This window comes from Caldalkalibacillus thermarum, assembly GCF_014644735.1.
Taxonomy (GTDB): Bacteria; Bacillota; Bacilli; order Caldalkalibacillales; family Caldalkalibacillaceae; genus Caldalkalibacillus; species Caldalkalibacillus thermarum.
Window position 1 is genome coordinate 1 of sequence record NZ_BMKZ01000015.1, and the last position, 19,690, is coordinate 19,690.

At 52.5% G+C, this 19,690-nt stretch carries 17 protein-coding genes and 5 pseudogenes; 8 read left to right on the forward strand and 14 right to left on the reverse strand.

The window, feature by feature from the left end; all coding sequences use genetic code 11:
- Positions 1-409: 409 nt before the first annotated feature.
- Positions 410-1,538 (reverse strand): annotated as a pseudogene (locus IEW48_RS07620) (UPF0236 family transposase-like protein).
- Between the two features lie 212 nt (positions 1,539-1,750).
- Complete coding sequence (locus IEW48_RS07625) at positions 1,751-2,032, reverse strand: type 2 periplasmic-binding domain-containing protein (protein ID WP_188623281.1); 282 nt, start codon at positions 2,030-2,032, stop codon at positions 1,751-1,753.
- A 375-nt stretch (positions 2,033-2,407) separates the two neighbouring features.
- Between IEW48_RS07625 and IEW48_RS07630 the strand changes: the two genes are divergently transcribed.
- The 8 genes and pseudogenes from IEW48_RS07630 to bioB all read left to right on the forward strand — a co-directional run bounded on the left by IEW48_RS07630 (position 2,408) and on the right by bioB (position 7,900).
- Positions 2,408-2,917 carry a hypothetical protein gene (locus tag IEW48_RS07630; RefSeq protein ID WP_188623282.1) on the forward strand — a complete coding sequence of 170 codons (510 nt, stop codon included), beginning with the start codon at positions 2,408-2,410 and terminating at the stop codon, positions 2,915-2,917.
- Between the two features lie 45 nt (positions 2,918-2,962).
- A pseudogene (bioW, locus tag IEW48_RS07635) lies at positions 2,963-3,661 on the forward strand (6-carboxyhexanoate--CoA ligase); the annotation flags it as partial.
- A gap of 3 nt (positions 3,662-3,664) precedes the next feature.
- Positions 3,665-4,008 (forward strand): annotated as a pseudogene (locus IEW48_RS07640) (aminotransferase class III-fold pyridoxal phosphate-dependent enzyme); the annotation flags it as partial.
- 26 nt (positions 4,009-4,034) lie between these two features.
- Positions 4,035-4,610 (forward strand): annotated as a pseudogene (locus IEW48_RS07645) (RNA-guided endonuclease InsQ/TnpB family protein); the annotation flags it as partial.
- Positions 4,611-4,731: 121 nt separating this feature from the next.
- Positions 4,732-5,055 (forward strand): annotated as a pseudogene (locus IEW48_RS07650) (aminotransferase class III-fold pyridoxal phosphate-dependent enzyme); the annotation flags it as partial.
- A 34-nt stretch (positions 5,056-5,089) separates the two neighbouring features.
- A complete protein-coding gene (gene bioF, locus IEW48_RS07655; RefSeq protein WP_229703988.1) occupies positions 5,090-6,151 on the forward strand; it encodes an 8-amino-7-oxononanoate synthase in 1,062 nt (353 codons plus the stop codon).
- On the forward strand, positions 6,151-6,846 hold the full coding sequence (gene bioD, locus IEW48_RS07660; RefSeq protein WP_188623283.1) for a dethiobiotin synthase: 696 nt from the start codon (positions 6,151-6,153) through the stop codon (positions 6,844-6,846). Before bioF ends, bioD begins: the two co-directional genes overlap by 1 nt.
- A gap of 22 nt (positions 6,847-6,868) precedes the next feature.
- Positions 6,869-7,900, forward strand: coding sequence for a biotin synthase BioB (bioB, locus tag IEW48_RS07665; RefSeq protein ID WP_229703983.1), 1,032 nt, complete (start codon positions 6,869-6,871; stop codon positions 7,898-7,900).
- Here bioB and IEW48_RS07670 read toward each other — a convergent pair.
- The 12 genes from IEW48_RS07670 to IEW48_RS07725 all read right to left on the reverse strand — a co-directional run bounded on the left by IEW48_RS07670 (position 7,867) and on the right by IEW48_RS07725 (position 19,676).
- Entirely contained in the window at positions 7,867-8,433 is a 567-nt protein-coding gene (locus tag IEW48_RS07670) for a Uma2 family endonuclease (protein ID WP_188623284.1), read from the reverse strand. The genes bioB and IEW48_RS07670 overlap by 34 nt on opposite strands.
- A 73-nt stretch (positions 8,434-8,506) precedes the next feature.
- A complete protein-coding gene (locus IEW48_RS07675) occupies positions 8,507-9,304 on the reverse strand; it encodes an AIR synthase related protein (protein WP_229703984.1) in 798 nt (265 codons plus the stop codon).
- Between the two features lie 40 nt (positions 9,305-9,344).
- Complete coding sequence (locus IEW48_RS07680) at positions 9,345-10,388, reverse strand: ABC transporter substrate-binding protein (protein ID WP_188623285.1); 1,044 nt, start codon at positions 10,386-10,388, stop codon at positions 9,345-9,347.
- Positions 10,389-10,505: 117 nt separating this feature from the next.
- A complete protein-coding gene (locus tag IEW48_RS07685; RefSeq protein ID WP_188623286.1) occupies positions 10,506-11,114 on the reverse strand; it encodes an urease accessory protein UreH in 609 nt (202 codons plus the stop codon).
- 18 nt (positions 11,115-11,132) lie between these two features.
- Positions 11,133-11,918, reverse strand: a complete 786-nt coding sequence (locus IEW48_RS07690) for a heme ABC transporter ATP-binding protein (protein WP_188623287.1) — start codon at positions 11,916-11,918, stop codon at positions 11,133-11,135.
- Positions 11,915-13,096, reverse strand: a complete 1,182-nt coding sequence (locus IEW48_RS07695; RefSeq protein WP_229703985.1) for a FecCD family ABC transporter permease — start codon at positions 13,094-13,096, stop codon at positions 11,915-11,917. The genes IEW48_RS07690 and IEW48_RS07695 overlap by 4 nt, the downstream gene beginning before the upstream one ends.
- Positions 13,050-13,901 carry a uroporphyrinogen-III C-methyltransferase gene (gene cobA, locus IEW48_RS07700; RefSeq protein WP_188623288.1) on the reverse strand — a complete coding sequence of 284 codons (852 nt, stop codon included), beginning with the start codon at positions 13,899-13,901 and terminating at the stop codon, positions 13,050-13,052. Before cobA ends, IEW48_RS07695 begins: the two co-directional genes overlap by 47 nt.
- A gap of 23 nt (positions 13,902-13,924) precedes the next feature.
- Positions 13,925-14,686 (reverse strand): precorrin-2 dehydrogenase/sirohydrochlorin ferrochelatase family protein, encoded by a 762-nt coding sequence (locus tag IEW48_RS07705; RefSeq protein WP_188623289.1) that lies wholly within the window; start codon positions 14,684-14,686, stop codon positions 13,925-13,927.
- On the reverse strand, positions 14,683-15,552 hold the full coding sequence (locus IEW48_RS07710; protein ID WP_188623290.1) for a nicotinate-nucleotide--dimethylbenzimidazole phosphoribosyltransferase: 870 nt from the start codon (positions 15,550-15,552) through the stop codon (positions 14,683-14,685). The genes IEW48_RS07705 and IEW48_RS07710 overlap by 4 nt, the downstream gene beginning before the upstream one ends.
- A complete protein-coding gene (locus IEW48_RS07715; protein WP_188623291.1) occupies positions 15,537-17,180 on the reverse strand; it encodes a cobyric acid synthase in 1,644 nt (547 codons plus the stop codon). The genes IEW48_RS07710 and IEW48_RS07715 overlap by 16 nt, the downstream gene beginning before the upstream one ends.
- Entirely contained in the window at positions 17,173-18,546 is a 1,374-nt protein-coding gene (locus tag IEW48_RS07720) for a cobyrinic acid a,c-diamide synthase CobB (RefSeq protein WP_188623292.1), read from the reverse strand. Before IEW48_RS07720 ends, IEW48_RS07715 begins: the two co-directional genes overlap by 8 nt.
- Positions 18,547-18,587: 41 nt before the next feature.
- Entirely contained in the window at positions 18,588-19,676 is a 1,089-nt protein-coding gene (locus IEW48_RS07725; protein WP_188623337.1) for a cobalt-precorrin 5A hydrolase, read from the reverse strand.
- Between the last annotated feature and the right edge of the window lie 14 nt (positions 19,677-19,690).

Below are 19,690 nucleotides of genomic sequence, written 5' to 3' on the forward strand. Positions count from 1 at the left end.
TTTTGTGTACAATTCATCTGAAGTCCTCCTTGGTATGGTGAGTGATGTGGTTGACACCCCTGCATCATACCAAGAGGGCTTTTTTTGATCAAGTCCCCGGAAAAGCTCCTAACGGGAATGCTCCTTTCACCAAACTTCTTTGATAATAATGGAAGTATGAAGCCGAATGGCAAGAAACCCACTAAATTCCCAACTAGATCCTCAACTTTTCTAAATTAAGTCAACCCCCTAAAATATATTGATATAAATTATAACAACATTTTGGGCAAGGCACAAAAATCAGCATTATAGTTGTGTGAGTCAAGTCATCGTGGGCACCTTTCCAAAATGACTTGAAAAAGTTTTGCCCCTCTCTCGCTTGGTAGCGCTTTCGTTTATCATCCTTTCATTTGCGATTCGTGTTTTTCCTTTAATTTCCTCTTATCAATCCTTTCAATGCCCTCCCTGTCGGACTGCTTTGCATCGGACCCAACAACAAGCGGATCGTCCCGTCTATACACCCTTTCGACTGTCGTTTCACTTCTTGCAACCACTGGCGGATCGTAGTGTTTACAAACGGAAAGTTTTGGCTCGTGTCCCCTTTCAGATTCGTCAAGGGACGTCCTTCCTTGGATTTCATGATTGTTTTTAGCATGGCTCGTACGCCCCGGACACTCCAACTATATCCTCCCCGTTTGGTCCGTTTGGCCATGATGCGCATTTGCGCCTCTGCGCTTCCCATCGGCCTCATTTTGCTCGTGTCTATACCTGCTTTGCGCAATTTGTCCCGGTCATCTCTCAAATGTTCCCGATAATGTTCCAAAAACGCCCGGTACTTTCTCCATTCCTCCCGCCACTCTTCCGCAATCTGCGTTTCCGGAACGGCCGCCAGGGTCTCCAGCAACGTATCGGCATCGAACGAAGCCAATGACTTTCGAATCGCTTTCCATACTTTCGGCAAATGTCCCACATACCGCCTTAGCTCCCGAACGACATGAAACCGGTCCAATGTATAGATGCAACGGGTAAAGTATGAAGTACATTTCCCGATCCAGTCCGCTCCGTCCCCCTTCGCTTTCCCATCCCTCATGCACCACTGCTATACGATTTTCCATCCCGCGGCGTCGCTCTCGTTGCAGTTTGGTATACAGTCCGTCCACTTCCACGAACAATACCCGGACGGGACGCCGTTCCCCTTCCGAAGGTTCTGCACGTTCAGCCTGCACGATGAGTTTGTCCCGACCCTCATATTGCATCATCCGATCCAGCAAAAAGACATGCTTCCCTGTCTTCCGGTCCAGGTACAACCGCCGTTTGAACCGAACTGTGCCAAACAATGTATCGATACTGATCTCCCGTTGGTCTTTGAGGCGAAAACGAGCGGTATCCCGTTGTTCCATGATCCAATCGTCCAGCGCCTCCAAAATCCGGCGCATCCCCTCTGAAAACTGCTCCTGCAATTTCCGAAACAATAAGCCTTCGAGATCTTTTATTGTGGGGATTTTCGTGGTAAGCTTTTGCATAGGGCCTTCTCCTTTCTTGGTGTTGGTTTTTCTCATTTAACACTCTACCAAGGAGAAGAGCCCTTTTTCTATATCCAACGATCATCATTTTAATTCATTTACTCATTCTTCCCTCTGCCCACAAACATTTTACTCTTACCATTATAGTTTAACAAACCTTTACAAAAAAGAGCTGTCCCCACGTCAGTGCATAGTGGGTACAGCCCTTCCACATTATCATAATAGGGTGTAGCCGCAGTCTATTCTCCTTACTCAGCCGCTTGTCTGGCCTGCTCAATCTGTTCAGCGTAACGGTCCAGCGTGCTCTTCACATCCTGACCGTCAATGACAATATCCTGATAAGCATCCAGGATCGCCCGCTCCACTTCAGGCCAATAGGGCACGTTGCCCCGGGGATCAGCATTTTCCAAGGCTTCACTAATCGCTTCAAAATAAGGTTTTTTCCACTCTTCCACTTCACCGTATGCATCGGAACGCACCGGCGGCCAGGCCAAATGGCGGACCAGTTTTTCTTGCACTTCTTTAGACATGAGATACTTAGCAAATTCAATGGCCAGTTCCTTGTTTGGCTCCCTTTCGGGATACCGATCACTTCACCGCCCAGTGCATGGGACATGCCGGCCGGACCGCTCCAACCGCTGTAAGCCTTAATTTCTTCTTTTCCTCCTTGTTCCACAATCACGTTGATGCCAGTGGTGTCCAACAACCTCCAGGGCTACACCCAAGGGAAGAGCTTCCCTTGCGGGGCAGTCTTTTTTTGTCGTTAAAAAATGACAAAAGTCGACATAAACACCCTCTTGACACCACTTGGCCCATGTTGGATATAATTGGCTTATAATGTTAACTTTTTAATTTATATGGTTAACATTTAGAACGCACAGAAACACTGAAAGCAGGATGTCACCATGAAAAAACTCACAGCTTACGATGTAGCCCAAATGGCCCTGCTGGCCAGCATGATTGCTGTCACCGGATCATTTAAACTGCCCACTGGCGTCCCCGGAGCAGAATTTCAGCTTTCGGCACCCTTGGCGGTTGCTATTGCAGCCGTGTTCGGCTTCTGGCGGTACATTACAGCAGGGATCATTGCCAGCTTTATTTTAATGCTGCTCGGTATTCATAACTTCATTAATTTTGAAATTTCAATGGTTTTCCGTCTGGTGGCCGGGGGGTTGGTGGCCATCCTAGGCCCCTCCCTTCCCGTCCTGTTGATGGCCGGCCCCGCCGGAACAGCTGCTGCCCGCTGGGTACTGGCCCTCACCCTGGGCATTGACGCATGGCCCCTCCTTATGGCTGCCCTGACCGGTATGGTGTACACCATGCTGCTTGTCTGGCCCCTCTATAAAACGTTACAGCGGGTCAAAACCATCGTGGAGGCACAATATGGCAAACACAAACACTCCCACTCTGTATAGCATTCGCATGCGTGCAGCCCAAGGGGGCCCCATGAACAGGGTGGCAAACACATTTCCGGGGGTGAAAGGCTGGTCCAGAGCCCAGATGTGAACCAGGCCGTGCTAGAGTTAATGGACAAAGCCAGCAATCACAGCAGAGGTCCGTTTGATTTTCTAAACCTGATTGTTGAAGCGATCCCATGGGAAGCGTTAAAGCTGCTTCCCCCGCTCCCCGTTCAAACGGAACAGGTTGCCTCCGTTGAGGCGGGAAGAGACTTAGCGCTTACTCTGGTGGGCAAGTGCGGTGTGTCTCCGGCAGCCGGCAAGATCGGGTTACAACTGATCCAGTCCATGGGCCATGTGCGGGGGGCGGTCGTGCTCGATGCCCATACAGGGGAACGGCTGGATGACCGGGGAGAAAGGGGAGTCCGCGTCTCCCGCCTCGATTGGCGGCCTGGGAGTTATGAACGCTGGCTAGACCAGCATTCTGGCCTGACCAATCCCAGAACAAAAGAAGCTTTGGCCTTAGCCACCAAAGTAAGCGCCGCTCCAGGTGCCGTGGCTGAGCTGTGCTGGTCCGATGCCCCCGATTACGTGACCGGCTATGTGGCCGCACCTCACTTAGGCTATTGCCGGATTACCAGGCTTAAATCTCCCGGTGAGGAGCATGGCGGGCGAGTCTTCTTTATTCATCGCTCTGTTGACCTGGATGCTTATCTGACTTTCCTGGAACAAACACCCGTTTGGATTGGTTGGGAGGATTGAGAGATGTTTGATCATCAAGCATTGATTGAAAAAAGTAAACAGTATTTGTGGCTGCCTTTTACCCAAATGAAAGATTACGACCAGCATCCGCTGATTATTGCCAGCGGTGAAAGGGTCCGCCTGACTGACACGCAAGGCAATCCTATTATGACGGCTTTTCATCTGTGTGGCTCAATGTGCACGGACACCGCAAAGCAGAACTGGATGAAGCGATCAGAAAGCAGCTTGAGCTCATTGCTCACTCTACTTTGCTGGGCATGATCAATGTCCCTGCCACCCTGCTGGCCGAAAAACTGGTGGACATCACCCCGCCAGGCCTGACGAGAGTCTTCTATTCGGACAGCGGTATGAACACCAACCGGTGCCAAAAGAAATAGAAAACGTTGTTGGGCTCGATTTTTCCATGAATACGCTGTATGTCGATAGCGAGGGTAAGAGAGCCAATTATCCTCGATTCTATCGGCAAGCCTTGGAAAAACTGGCCCGAGCCCAACGGGTGCTGTCACGCCGCAGGAAAGGTTCCAACCGTTGGCACAAACAGCGGCTGAAAGTCGCCCAGTTGCACGAAAAGATTGCCAACCAACGTCAGGACTTTTTGCACAAGACTTCACGACAATTGGCCAACCGGTATGATGCCGTGATGATTGAAGACCTCAACATGAAGGGGATGTCTCAAGCCCTCCATTTCGGTCAAAGCGTCCACGACAACGGCTGGGGCCTGTTCACTACTTTCCTTCAATACAAGTTAGCAGAACAGGGAAAGAAGCTGATCAAAATCGACAAATGGTTCCCCTCATCCAAAACGTGTTCATGTTGTGGTCGAGTGAAGGTGTCTCTATCGCTTTCCGAACGTCTATTTCGTTGTGCATGCGGTTTTGTGGCAGACAGAGACACCAACGCCGCCATCAATATCAAAAAGGAAGGTCTGAAACAGTTAGGGACTGCCTGACTGGATCTCGAACCGTGGGGCACACGGGGATCGCTCGGTCAACTTCCCATCATGAGATGGGATTACCCGAGAAGCCCCCACCTCTAAGCGTTAGCGTAGGTGGTGGGAGTATGTCACAGTCCCTTATCCTTACGTTTACCGTCATCCCAGCCGGGATAGAGAACAGTGCAAGCAGGACTGCTTACAAGCGCTGCATCACGTTTTGAAAGAACACCACCAGCAAGTGGCAGCTCTGATTGTGGAGCCCATGATTCAAGGGGCGGGCGGGATGATCACCATGCCTCCTGGATTTTTGAGCGAAGTGGCCCGCTTGTGCCGTGAATTTGATGTCCTGCTCATTTGTGATGAAGTGGCCACCGGCTTTGGACGCACCGGGCGGATGTTTGCCTGTGAACATGAAGCTGTCCGGCCCGACATTATGACCGTAGCCAAAGGGATTACCGGGTGCAGAGCCCGAGATAGTAGTCGAAGGAAAAAAGCTGTTACTTCTCTCCACTAACAATTATTTAGGCCTGGCGACCCATCCCCGGGTAAAAGCCAAAGCCATCGAAGCAGTCCAACACTTTGGCACAGGCAGCGGTGGTTCCCGTTTGATTACAGGCAATCTCCGCTTGCATGAAGAACTGGAACAAACAATCGCGGCCTGGAAAGGCACTGAGGCGGCCCGGCTGTTCAGCTGCGGTTACTTGGCCAACGTCGGGACCATTTCTGCCCTGGCTGGAAAGGGCGATCTCGTTCTCAGTGACGAGTTGAATCATGCCAGCATGATCGATGGCTGCCGTTTAAGCAAGGCTTCCACCATGGTCTACCGCCATGTGGACATGGACGACCTGCGCCACAAGTTGCGTGACACCCGGGGACAATACCGGCGCACCTTGATTGTAACGGACGGCGTATTCAGCATGGATGGCAACATTGCCCCGCTTCCTGAGCTGGTCTCCCTGGCTGAACAATATGGAGCGTGGCTGATGGTGGATGATGCCCATGGCACCGGCGTGCTGGGAGACACTGGTGCGGGCAGCGTGGAACACTTCGGCTTAAGCGGAAGGGTGCATTTGTCGGTGGGCACCCTGTCCAAAGCCTGTGGGGCAGAGGGCGGTTATGTGGCCGGGTCTCAAACGGTTATCGAATACCTGCTGAACCGGGCTCGCTCTTTCATTTTCCAAACCGCCTTGTCCCCTGGGGTAGTGGCAGCCAGCCTGGAGGCGATCCACATCATTCGTACTGAGCCGGTCCTCCGTCACCAGTTGCTGTCCAATGCCCGCTATCTGCGCGAAGGACTTAAGTCTTATGGCTTCAGGCTGATTGAAGGGGAGACCCCCATTATTGCCGTGTTAATCGGTGAGGCCAAAACCGCTGTCCGGTTCAGCCGAAGACTGGAAGAAGCTGGGGTGTATGCTCCGGCGATCCGGCCACCCACCGTTCCGGAAGGGATGAGCCGCATCCGCTGTACCGTCATGGCCACCCACACCACGGCGCAACTAGACTTTGCTTTGGCTCAGTTTAAACAAGTAGGGCAAGAATTGGGAGTGATCAGCTGATGACAAGAGGGTTCTTTTTTACCGGCACAGACACCGGGGTGGGCAAAACCTTCGTGGCTGCAGCACTTGCCGCTTACCTGAAACAACAGGGGCAGGATGTGGGCGTCTTTAAACCCATGATGAGCGGCATCCAGCGGGAACATCCTCACAGTGACGCTTTTCTGCTTAAAACCATGTCGGGGGATACCAACCCTGTGGAGCAGATTAATCCCTTTCAGTTTGACGAACCCCTCGCACCCTACCTGGCTGCCAAAAGGGCCCAGCGGGAAGTCAGCTTCGTCCAACTGATAGAAGCGTGGCATCAGGTACGTGACAGCCATGCGTTTTTCCTGGTGGAAGGGGCAGGTGGCCTGGCAGTTCCCATGGGTCCCAATTATCTGGTGGCCGATGTGGCCAAACTAATAGATTTGCCCTTGATTGTAGTGGCTCGTCCTAACCTGGGTACCATCAATCACACCCTGCTAACCCTTCATTTTGCTCAAAGCAAAGGGCTTGCTGTGGCTGGCGTGATTTTTAACGGATATGATCCCGAGGCTGGAGACTTAGCCCAAGATACCAACCCATCCCTATTAGAAGAATGGTCAGATGTGCCGGTTTTGGGCATCATTCCCCGTACTGAACACCATTCAGCACAAGCGCTGGCCGCGTTGGTTGCAGAGTGCATTGATGTGGAAGAGCTGTATGCATACTGCTAATACTGTAAAGGAGGCGTGTGGATTGTCAACTTTTTCACAAGCACGGGTTAATGTGTGGGAAGTATATGCTGATAAAGCTTTGCGGGGTGAAGTTTTAACCAAAGATGAAGCGTTTCATATCCTCGGTGCACCAGATGAAGAACTTCTGCCCCTGTTGCAAGCCGCTTACCGGGTCCGTTATCACTACTATGGCAATAAAGTGAAACTCAATATGATCATTAATGCCAAAAGCGGTTTATGTCCTGAGGACTGTGGCTACTGTTCCCAATCCATTGTGTCCAAAGCGCCCATCGAAAAATATCCCTTATTGGATAAAGAAACCCTGATTGAAGGGGCACGGGAAGCGGTAAGACGCAAAGCGGGAACCTATTGTATTGTGGCCAGCGGCCGCGGTGCAACGGACAAGGAGATTGAGCAAGTGGCCGAAGCTGTGAAAACCATCAAGCAGGAAATGCCGCTTAAAATCTGCTGTTGTTTGGGTATTATCTCAGAAGAGCAGGCCCAAAAGCTCCGTGAAGCCGGGGTGGAACGCTACAACCACAACTTAAATACCAGTGCCAGCCATTACAGTCACATCACCACCACGCACACCTACGAAGACCGGGTGCGCACGGTACAGCATGTGAAGCAGGCAGGCATCTCCCCCTGCTCAGGCTGCATCATTGGGATGGGGGAAACCTGGGATGATGTGTATCACCTGGCCCTCAGCCTGAGGGAATTAGATGCAGATTCCATACCTGTCAACTTTTTGCACGCCATTCCGGGGACGCCGCTGGAGAATATGGATGAGTTAAATCCGCGCTACTGTTTGAAAGTACTCGCCCTGTTCCGTTTTATCAACCCTTCTAAAGAGATTCGAATTTCCGGAGGACGGGAAGTCAACCTGCGCTCCCTGCAAGCGCTCGGTCTCTATCCGGCCAATGCCATCTTTGTGGGCGATTATTTAACCACGGAAGGCCAAACAGCCCGGGCTGACCATCAGATGATCGAGGACCTGGGCTTTGAAATCGAGTTAATGCATTATTCTCTAAATATGTCTTCTAATTCTACTTGAAATCCCTTTAGTATTTCTGACTCAACAGTTCCTATTTCTTTCAATATATCCTTTTGTTGATAATGCCCTTTTTCATCTAGGACGTAAATTTGAACTGCGTTTAACATAGGATTGATAATCCAATATTCCTTTACACCGTATTGCATATACAAATTCATTTTAGTCACTAAATCATTTGATTGATTAGATGGACTTAGAATTTCAATAATTAAATCGGGAACTCCAACAAACTTATTTTCTTGTAAGCCTTGCTTATCACAAATGACGGATAAATCAGGCACTAATATTTTAGTTCCCTCTATGCCATCCTTTTTGAGTTCAATGTCATAAGGAGCACTAAATACTTCACAATTGGTGCCTTCTAAAAAATTAAACAATTTTGCTTGTAATCTTCCCGATACTCTTTGATGTTTCGTGGAAGGTGATGGTGTCATCAAAACAATGCCGTCTACGTATTCCAACAAATCGTTTGTTTCCTCTCTCATTTTATAAAATTCTTCGAGACTTATTTTGCTTTTTTGAGGCAAATTCATAGCAACACCACCTTTGCTTACAAGTTTGTTAAGAACATTATACCACGAAACATCTATATATCATTTTTGCTCGTTAGGCCAGTTGGCCTATCACGGTTAACGGTGCCTTTAATTGCCGCTGGAGACGGCCGATCGCCTCTTCTGCCGCTGAAAAAATGACACAAGTGGACGGACCGGCCGATTTCTCAAGATCAAGGGTGGTCCGACCCTTTTGAACTTTCAGTTGAGAAGCGAGTCCGGCACTATTGGCCAGTTCCTGCGCTTCATACAAGATTCCTTTGGAACCAACCGGCAGGATATCATGAACGTCGGGTTGCTGACGCAATATATACAGTTCCTCAATGGACAATATCTGAGGATCATCCAGGCGGACGTCATCATCAGGCGCACTTTTGGGCCAGCCGGCACAAGCCACCCAGTCACCCTGACGTGTAGAGCCCGGAAAAAACCGGGCTTTTTCTGCTTTGCCCAGCACGGTAATACCTACACCAGTTTGTACGGTAGGCACATTCTCCTCTGTACTGCCGGTAAACTGCACGTCCACGTCAAGCCCGGCCTGTTTGGCGTACGCTTTCAATCCTTGGACAATCTCCCTTCCTGCCGGATCCCATTCCACACTGAGCGTGTTGACCACGAGTACAGGGGCAGCACCAGCAGAAATAAGCTCGAACAAAGGCACCCGCAGGGCAAACGCACCGACAACAGCACCGTCTGCCTTTACCTTGTCATGCGGTTTACTGCCAATGCCCCCCACCGAATCACAGGCAACCACCATCACCTCCTGCTCGTTCAGCTCCATGACCGTTAAATCTCTCACTTGGAACATTGTCGAATGTTTGCCCATCCCCACCATGGCTATGCATCCCTCCACACCAAGCGCTGCTCAGATTGTGTTTTTATGTTTTTCTGCTTTATTCTGCCTTCTCCGGATAAAACCCTTTGATCAGTATTTCCAATGCTAAAGGAGCCCGGATGCCTTCGGCAGCAGCCGATAAGGGAACGACGACGAACCGTTCATGCTGGATGGCTGGTACATTGTCCAGCGCTGGATGCCGCAGCAGGAAATCTATTTTTTGTTCAGCCGTCATCTCCCCGTAATCAACAACGACGATGACCTCAGGTGATCGTTCGACTACCTCTTCCCAGTTAACGGACCCCCAATTTTTGTCCAAATCAGCAAAAATGTTTTCTCCCCCAGCTAAGCGAATCAGGGTATTCATATAATTTTGTCCCACGGTAAAAGCCTGATCTTCCCCACTGTCGTAGACAAAGACCCGGATTGGCTCATCCACCTTCCCAATCTGTTCCTGCAAGAGGGCAATATCTGTTTCCATCTGGGCAATCAGCTCCTCAGCCCGCTCTTCCACTCCAAAAATACGGCCGATGTTACGGATATCCTGGTACACATCCTCAATCGTCGGTCCCACGATCGTAGAAGAGTGATGCAAGTAAGCCGTCACACCGAAGGCTTCTAACTCCTCTACGGAACCAACCCCATTTTCACTAAAGGCGCTCTGCCATCCCGCATAAGCAAAATCCGGTTCAACCGAGAGAAACACCTCTTGGGATGGATATCGATCAGCCAGGACAGGGATCTGCTCGTAAGCTTCCTGAAACTGTGGCAAAATCTCATCATCCAAATAGGCGGTGCCCACCATCACCTCTTCCAGTCCCAAAGCCAGCATCACTTCGGTTACATGCTGGTTCAGAGTAACAGCCCTTTGCGGGGGCTTATCAAAGCTGAGTGTGCGTCCGTTATTTTCAATCGTGACCGGCTGGTACCCGCTGGCACCAGCGGGATCAGTCTGCGTCTCCTCACCAGAGGCCTCTCCTTCCGCCACAGTACCGTTCTCTGCCGGTGAGCTGCTGGCCTGTTCAGAGCTGCAGGCAGTCAGCACAAAGACAACTATCATGATAACGATAAGAAGAAGATGGCATTTGGGCAAACGGAACATGTTCTTACCCCTTTCTTCCAGAGCATGTATTTTGGTTTCTTCCAGAGCATGTATTTTGGATTGTTCCCTCACTGGCCAAACCGTTCTGGCTTGTTTGTTTAATATTCAGTCAGGAATCTAGAAGAAAAATAATATGAACCCAAAAGTAATGCTGACCAGTCCCACCCCATAAACCAGACGCCGTTGGAAGAGATCTGATTTGCTTAGTCGCATCGGAAGCGACAAAATCAGGGCAATGACATACATACCTAATACAGACCCAGCACCAAACAGCAGCAGAAAGGACAAACCTTGTCCCACATGTTCAATTTGACTTAACATTAACAGCATCAGAGCGGCACTGCCGGCCAGGCCATGCACCATGCCTGTCAACAGTGAACGATGATAGCCCCGCTTTACTTCCGCTTGCCGTGCAGTAAACTGTCCTTTCCGGGCATCACGGACCGCAGAGATACCCAGATAAATGAGTACCACAGCCACCACCCATTCAAAATAGACGTCATACTGTTCTGAGACGGAAAGATCAAGCAGCAAGACCGCCAGCCCGATGAGCAAAATAGTGATGGTATGGCCAACTCCCCAATAAACGCCGGCAATTCCTGCTTTCCACACATTTTTGTGTCGAGAAGCAATAGTGGAGACTGCAATGACATGGTCGGGATCTAAAGCATGTCTTAAACCAATCACTAATCCAAGCCAAAGTATGGTCCACATGCCAAGTTCCATATTGTTGTCCTCCTTCAATTACTTATGGTTTCTTCCCCTTGTCTCCGTGGGGAAAAACGTAATCACAGGCTTGTTGAATACAGGATGAGGGCGCACTTCGGCCTGCACCTGAAAGACCTCCGCCAAAAGGGATGGGGTGAGGACCTCTTCCGGCGTCCCGTCAGCTACTAGGTGCCCCTCTTTCATCACCAGCAAACGGTCACAATACATGGCGGCCAGATTGAGATCATGCAAGGCGGCCAATACAGTGACTTCCAAGCTTTTGACCAGCTCCAAAATATGCAACTGATGGTGAATGTCTAGATGGTTCGTCGGCTCATCCAAGATCAGATAGTCGGCACCTTGGGCCAAGGCCCGGGCAATCTGCACCCGCTGTTTCTCCCCCCCTGACAAGCCGCTGTAAGGTTCATCCAGCTTATCCTGCAAACCAACCTGTTGTAAGGCCTGTTGCACCATTTCCTCATCAGCGGGAGTATCCGGTTCCAACAAACGCTTATGGGGGAAGCGCCCCATATGGACAATTTCCCGCACTTTGAATTCAAACAGAAGGGGAGCTTCCTGGCTGACAACGGCCATCTTCTTGGCTGTCTCTTTAAGTGGTATACGGCTTAGGGCCTCACCCTCCAATGTGACCAGACCGGCCTGGGGCTTAAGCACACGGTAAATCGTTTTGAGCAGCGTAGATTTGCCGCTTCCGTTTGGTCCTACTAAGCCGACAAACTCTCCTTTGTTGACCGAAGCGGTCACTTGCTGAATAATGGTCTTACCCCCTACCGCTGTCGACAACTCCTCCAGCTTGATCATCCCTGTTCACTTCCCCCAAAGCTATATTGGCGGCTGCGCAAAAGCCAAATGAAAAACGGCCCGCCACACAGTGCAGTGACAATCCCGATCGGCAGCTCTTCCGGAGCCAGGATCATGCGGGCAAACACATCGGCCCAAATCAGAAAGATGGCACCTGCCAAAGCGCTGAAGGGCAACACCAGGCGATGGTCCGCTCCCACCACCAGACGAACCATATGTGGAATCATCAAGCCGACAAAGCCGATTGCTCCGCTGACAGCAACGAGCACTCCAGTGATCAAAGCGGTGACCATAATCAGGATTTTACGAAAACGGTGCACATCCACCCCCAGTGTGGTGGCTGCTTCATCGCCCATTAATAGCGCATTCAGGGTTCTGTACTGGATCAGCAGGTAGAACAAGCCAGCGGCGATGGCCAGAGCAGGAATCGTCAAGTACTCCCACCTGGCCCCAGCCAGGCTGCCCATCATCCAGAACAGGGCGGAGCGGATGGCTTCCTCGCGTGGGGCTGTCATGACGATAAAACTAGTCAGCGCTGAGAGCACCATGGAAATAGCAATGCCGGCCAGAAGCAAGCGGACAATGGAAATGCGGCCGCCTACCTGGGCGATAAAAAACACCAGCATGACAGAGAGCAAGGCCCCGCCAAAGGCAGCCAACGCCAGCGCATATTGGCCCAACAAACCGAATGCCCCGGCTACAATGACAGTTGTTGCGCCCACTGAAGCACCCGAGGAGACTCCCAAAATATACGGGTCAGCCAGGGAATTGCGCACAAGGGCCTGGATCGCAACGCCCACTGTGGCCAAACCGGCGCCAACCAAACAAGCCAAAAGCACCCTGGGTAAGCGGATGTCCCAGACAATATGGCCGTGGGCCGTGCTCCAATCAGCCGTAACCGCTCCCCCAATCCAAGGCAGGTTAGCCAGAATAATCTGCCACACCGTGAGGGGCGGCACAGAGACCGGACCAATCATAACGGCCACTGTCAGGGAGATGACAAAGGTAAGGCCCAACAGAGCCAGTCCTACAACCAGTTTAAACCGCTGTGTTTGATCCCGCTGAAACAAGGGGCGGTTAAAACCTGTTGCCAACGTTATTTTCTTGTTTTGTTCCGTGTTTCCCATTGTTTCAGCCATGCTGCCCACCACCGGATAAGGGAGCCAAAGCTGCAGCATGAAACTCCATACTCTTCGCCAGCCTGTCCCTGATGCGAACCACTTCCCCCACCACGATGACGGCCGGAGAACCGATCCTGCTGTCTTGCACCTGCTGTTCAATTGTCTCCAATGTACCGGTGACTAACTTTTGCCTGGGTGTCGTCGCCCACTGGATCACCGCCACCGGGGTGTCTGGCGCCCTTCCATGGTGAAGCAAAGCATGGCAAATCTCCGACAAACGGTTCATACCCATATAAAACACCAGGGTATCGATTCCTCTGGCCAGCGCAGCCCAGGTCCGTTCACACTCTGCACCATCCTGCCTTCCTTCTGGTGTGCCCGTTTCTTTCGAGTGTGCACAGAAGTCACCTTTTTCCCCGGCATGACCGGTCACCACAGCAAACGAAGAGGCATAGGCCCGGTGCGTGAGGGGGATGCCCGCCGCTGCTGCTGCCCCGGCAGCTGCTGTCACCCCTGGTACAATTTCAAAGGGAACAGCGTGGGCAGCCAGCCATTCAGCCTCTTCCCCCACCCGTCCAAAGACCGAGGGATCGCCTCCCTTTAAGCGGGTGACCACTTTGCCTTCCCGTGCCTTCTCCACCAGCAATTGATTGATCCGTTCCTGGCGCAACGTGTGTTGCCGGGGAGACTTGCCGCAAAAAATCAGCTCTGCTTGGGGAGAGGCATAAGCTAAGAGCTCAGGGCTGGCCAAGCGGTCGTAGATGATCACGTCAGCCTCTTGAATGCATTCCAACCCCCGCACGGTAATAAGCTTGGGGTGGCCAGGTCCTGCTCCGACAAGATATACTTTGCCCGTTCCCATCTGCTCACTCCTTCCTGATCACTTTAAATCTCATCCTCGCTTTGCTGCTGCCCAGATTGCTTCAGAGCAGGGTCAGAGTCACCATCTTGTCCGGCTTCCCTCTCCACTTCTGCTGTAGCACTTCCGGCACCACGACCGGCAGGACTTCCGGCCGCTGTACTTAACAGGCGGCGGTAACGTGCTGACCGTTCTTTCTGTTTACCCTCTCTGGTTAAGCGCAGAAAAACAGGATCCAAAAGGGCAGCAAACAACCTTTGCCTCTGTTTTTGATCCGGCACATGCTGCAATATCTCCAAGCGGCACTGGGCCAGAAAATCGACATAGTCGGCATAGACCTCATCATAGCGTTCAGCCAATTCTGCAGTAATCTGCTTGGCCAATCCCGGACTGGCACCCGAAGTGGAGACACTGATGGAGAGCTTTCCCTGCCGCAATGTCGTAGGAACAACAAAATCACTTAAGTCAGGGCGGTCCACGATATTGATCCACTGGTACGGTTCCAAGGCGTTGTAAACCGCTAAGTTCACCTGGGGATCATTGGTGGCGGCTATCACCAACCGGGCCCCCCGTATATCCCCAGGTTCAAACCGCTTGTCCAGCCACCTGATTTTCCCGTGCCCGGCCCATTCTTGAAGACGAGGGGCCAGATCCGGGCTGACCACCGTCACTTGAGCCCCAGCCTCCAACAGCTTGCCCACTTTCCTGGCCGCTACCGTCCCGCCCCCAACCACCACAACGGGCAGCCCTGCAATGTTTAAAATGACGGGATATCCCGGTTGACTCACCGTTCTCCCCCTTCCGTCACGCCAGCTTCCTGAAAGGTGGCCATTTCCCCGATCATGCGGCAGGCTGCTTCAACAAGGGGGAACGCCACAGCCGCTCCGCTCCCTTCGCCCAGCCGCATGCCTAAATCGAGTAACGGCTCTTTGTCCAATAAGCTGAGGGCAACCTGATGTCCCGGTTCTTGGGAACGATGGCCGGCCAACAGGACATCACTGACACGGGGACACAATTTGACCGCTAACAGGGCAGCTACTGTACAGATAAACCCGTCCGCAATCACGGGGATGCGGTGCTTGGCTGCAGCCAGCATGGCGCTCGATGCGGTGGTGTTGCCAATCCCCATTTCACCTACAATCAGACTTTTAATCCCGCGTTTAATCAGCGCCTCGGCCCGCTCAATGCCCGCTTCAATTGCAGCCACCGCTTCCTCCTGGGACATCGCTGGTTCCTTTAAAAAATTGGCTGTGCCATAACGCACTTTGCGCGAAACCAATCCTGAAGCCTCAAGAGGCTGGGCCACGCCCACATCCACCACTTCAAGCAAAGCACCAATCTGGCGGGCAAATACATTAATAGCGGCTCCCCCTTGCAGAAAGTTACGGACCATTTGTGCCGTCACTTCCTGCGGATAGGCGGACACCCCTTCTTCAGCAACCCCGTGGTCAGCAGCGAAGACAATGATTCCCGGCGGAGACACCCGGGGCTTCACCTGGCCAGTGATGGTGGCCAGCTGCACAGCAATGGCTTCCAGCCGGCCCAGACTGCCCTTAGGCTTTGTTAATGTGTCCAGATAACGGGCTGCCTCCTGACCCACCTGGTGGTCAACGGACGGTATGCTCAGGCAGTAGTGATTCAGGCTTGCTTGCATTGTCCGTTTCTCCTTGTGTGATAGCTTTGCATCAACGCTTCTATCCGTTCCACCTGCACATGTTTTTTAACTTCGTCAGCGAGCACATCAAAGGCTTGTTCACGCAGGCTCAAGTAGGAGACACGCTCGCTGAGCGGTGCCCATCCTTTTTTGAGCCGCAAATGGTCTAACAAGGCCCAGCGGAAGGCATCATTATGGAAAATGCCATGAAAATAGGTTCCCATCACCGCACCGTCAGCTGTGATGAGGCCGTCCGTCCATGGGGCACTTCTGCAGGGGACAGCTTGTGCTGAGATCACCTTTTGACCTTCCCCATCCTTCCCGGTGCAGCCACTCCTGTGCTCCACTTGAATCAAGGGTGAAACATGTCCCTGTTGGGCAAACACCTGGGACTGGCCCATGTGAATCTCATAGCCGCTGACCGCAAACGTTTGCCTGCCAAAGGTTAACCGCCCCCTTGAGCGGACGGTGGTTTTGGTCCGGGTCAGGCGGGTGACAAGGGGTAAGAGGCCCAAACCTTCCGCTTCTTGCAGGTCAGTCTCCACGTGATCGGGATCGGCAATGGAGCGGCCCAGTATCTGGTACCCGCCGCAAATGCCAAACACCACACTTTTTCCCTCGCCGACCAGTTGCTTGATCCTGTTGGCCAGACCTGACTTTTTGACAAAAAGTAAATCTTCAATGGTGTTTTTGCTGCCAGGCAAAATGATCAAATCCGGTTGCCCCAGCTCCCGGGCCGCCGTCACATACCGAACCTGGCAGTCTGTTTCCGCCATGAACGGATCCAGGTCTGTAAAATTGCTGATCATGGGCAGCTTGACTACCGCAATATCCAAAACGTTGTCCTGCTTGTGGTCCGGTTTAAAACGACTGAGCACCACCGAATCCTCTGCCTCAATCCATAACCCGTGAATATACGGCAGCACCCCCAGCACCGGCTTGCCCGTATAGCCTTCAAACCAGTCCAGTCCCGGCTTGAGCAAGCTGAGATCGCCCCGGAACTTATTAATAATCACCCCGATGACCCGTTCCCGGTCTTCCGGTTCCAAAAGTTGGAGGGTCCCGACCAGATTGGCAAACACCCCGCCACGCTCAATGTCAGCCACTAAAATCACTGGCGCATCGGCCATCCTGGCCACCCGCATATTGACCAGCTCCCGGTCATTCAGGTTAATTTCAGCCGGGCTTCCTGCTCCTTCAATGACAATGCGCTCATACTGCCGGGCCAGCCGGGCATACGCTTCTTGGATCACGGCCAGGCCCTGTTCAAAAAACGAGGTGCGATACTCCCCCGCCTTCATATTCTTGAACGGCCGGCCATGGACCACGATCTGAGCTTCCGCTTCCCTGGAAGGCTTGATTAGAATGGGATTCATGTCGGTGGTGGCAGTCACCCCCGCCGCCTCTGCCTGCACCCCCTGGGCACGCCCAATTTCCTTGCCGTCCACGGTGACATAAGAATTGAGGGCCATGTTTTGGGATTTAAAGGGAGCCGTCCGGTACCCCTGCCGGGCAAACAGGCGGCAGAAGGCCGTGACCAGGACGCTTTTGCCCACATCAGAACCCGTCCCCTGAAACATCAAAGGCAGGGCCGTGCCGCGGGAAACGTTTTTTGAACGGCTAGCCATGGTTTTGCCACTCCAGACAAGCCTGGATCCAGCGCTCCACCAAATCTGGAGCTGAAGCAAAGTGCAGATGGGTATACCCGGCAATCAGCCCCTTGTACTGAACCCCTTCTGCCTTCGTCCCCCTCAATCCGGATGTGCGATAAGCCGCCGGAAAGTCTCCTTGCGGTTCATAAACGGAGTAATGAAACTCGTGCCCCTTGGCTGTGGCGCCAGCTGGAAGCAGGTAATTGCCTTCCTCTCCCTTAACCTCCCTGTATCCTAAAGCAGCCAGCTTGTCCTGCATTTTCACCTTGCCCGGGATGATGCCCACCATGTCATGGACTTCCCCCTCGGTGGTTTCAATGGCCTCCGTCAAGTACATAAACCCGCCGCATTCGGCCAGGGCGGGAATGCCCCTTTCAATCGCCTCCTTAACGGATGCTTTGGCCTGTGTTTGCCCGGCCAGCTCCGCGGCAAACTCTTCCGGAAACCCTCCTCCGATATATAAACCGGCACTGCCAGCGGGTACCGGCTCTCCCGCCAAGGGAGAGAAAAAGGCCAGCTTTGCTCCATAAGCCTCCAGCAATTCCAGATTTTCGGGATAATAGAAGTTAAACGCCGCATCCCGGGCTACAGCGATTTGAACCTGCGCCTTTCGCTTCGGTTGAAACAAGCTTGCATCTGCACCAATCAGGGGTTCAGCATCAGCCAAGGCCAGCACCTGCTCCAGATCAACAGTCCGGGACACCCACCCGGCCAGCTGGTCAAAAAAGGCGTCCAGCTCGCCCCGCTCAATGGCCGGCACTAAGCCTAAGTGCCTTTCCGGAATGTGCAAGTCACTGTTCCGCTCCAGATAGCCGGTCACCGGAATGCCACATTCTTGCTCAATGGCTTTTTTCACCAGACGGAAATGGCCAATACTTCCCACTTTGTTAGCCACAACTCCCGCAATGTTGACCGCAGGTTCCAAAGCCTGAAAACCTTTTACAATGGCTGCCGCGCTGCGGGCCATACTGTGACAATTGACCACCAAAAGCACCGGACTTTCCGTAATCAAACTGATCTCCGCCGTACTGCCCCGGTTATTCAACGGGCTTTTGCCATCATAAAAGCCCATGACACCTTCAATAATAGAGATGTCGGCTCCTTCACTTCCCCTGTTCAGAATGGCCTTGACGACCGCTTCGTTAAACATCCAGCTGTCCAGGTTGCGGGAGGGACGTCCCGTCACAGCGGTGTGGTAGGTGGGGTCAATATAGTCCGGGCCACACTTAAACCCTTGGACGGTATATCCTTTTTTTCTCAACGCCGCCATCAAGCCCAGGGTCAAAGTGGTTTTGCCCACCCCGCTGCCTGTTCCGGCAATGACGATTCTCTTTTCTGTCACCTCTGATCCTCCTATCTTCCTATCCGGCTCTTATCTTCACTTCAGGAATGGCGGAGACGGCCAACGGAGATGGTCACATTGCCCGATTTTTTCTTCACCAGATCCAACTGGTTGACACCAGTGTACACTTTGACCGCCGGTTCACTGACGCCATATGCTCCGGTGTACTTGTACACCGCCTCTGAAGGTTGTTCAATAGGAACTGAGTTCAATGTCTGCGGACTGTAGGTGACAAACTCCCAGCCGTATTTTTCCACAACCGCTAAGAGCCCCGGCTCATCCTTTTTTAAATCGATGGTGCATAAGGCTTTCACACTTTTAATGGAAAACTTCAATTCTGCCAGCGTTTCCTTAATGACAGATTCGATTTCTTCCGCGCTGGTCCCTCTGTTACACCCCACGCCTAAGACGATCACTTTGGGCCGGTACAACACCCCGTTCTCCAAAATGACCTCTTCATCCGGGCTGAGCATACGGTGTGTCACCACCAGGGCCGCTTGCGGGTTCATGTCCAAGGCTTCGCTGATGGAATCAAACACGTGAATGTTGGACGGCAAAGGACGTTCATACGTCCACCAGTTCCGCTCCCCTGATTCTTGCACCACCGCCACCTGCTCTTCATTCACCACCGCTGCGCTGACCGGCGTCAGCTTCTCGGGCGATTCCCATTCCCAGCCAAACTGGCGCCCAAACAGATCCACAGCAATGGTTTGTTGCACATCGGACGCGGTGGTCACCACCGGGGTCGCTCCCAGACAAGACGCCACCTCCCGGGTCAGGGCGTTGGCTCCCCCCAGATGCCCGGAAAGCACACTGATGGCAAACTGGCCTTTATCATCGACAACAACAACCGCCGGGTCCGTTTTTTTGTCCTTCAATAGTGGCGCAATCATCCGCACCACGGCGCCCAGGGAAATGATTAATACTAGGCCTCTGTAGGTTTGGAATAAAGCGGGCAAGAGCAGGCGGACACTGCCGTCAAACAGCTGGATGCCTTTTTCCCCTTCGTCCCCCTGTTCAAATTTGGACATGTAATACACATCGGTTTGGGGCATGAGCTTGCCCAGTTCTCTGGCCATGCCCACGCCGTGCTTGGTAATGGCCACGACAGCAAAAACCCCTTTGGCCATGATATTGGGGTCTC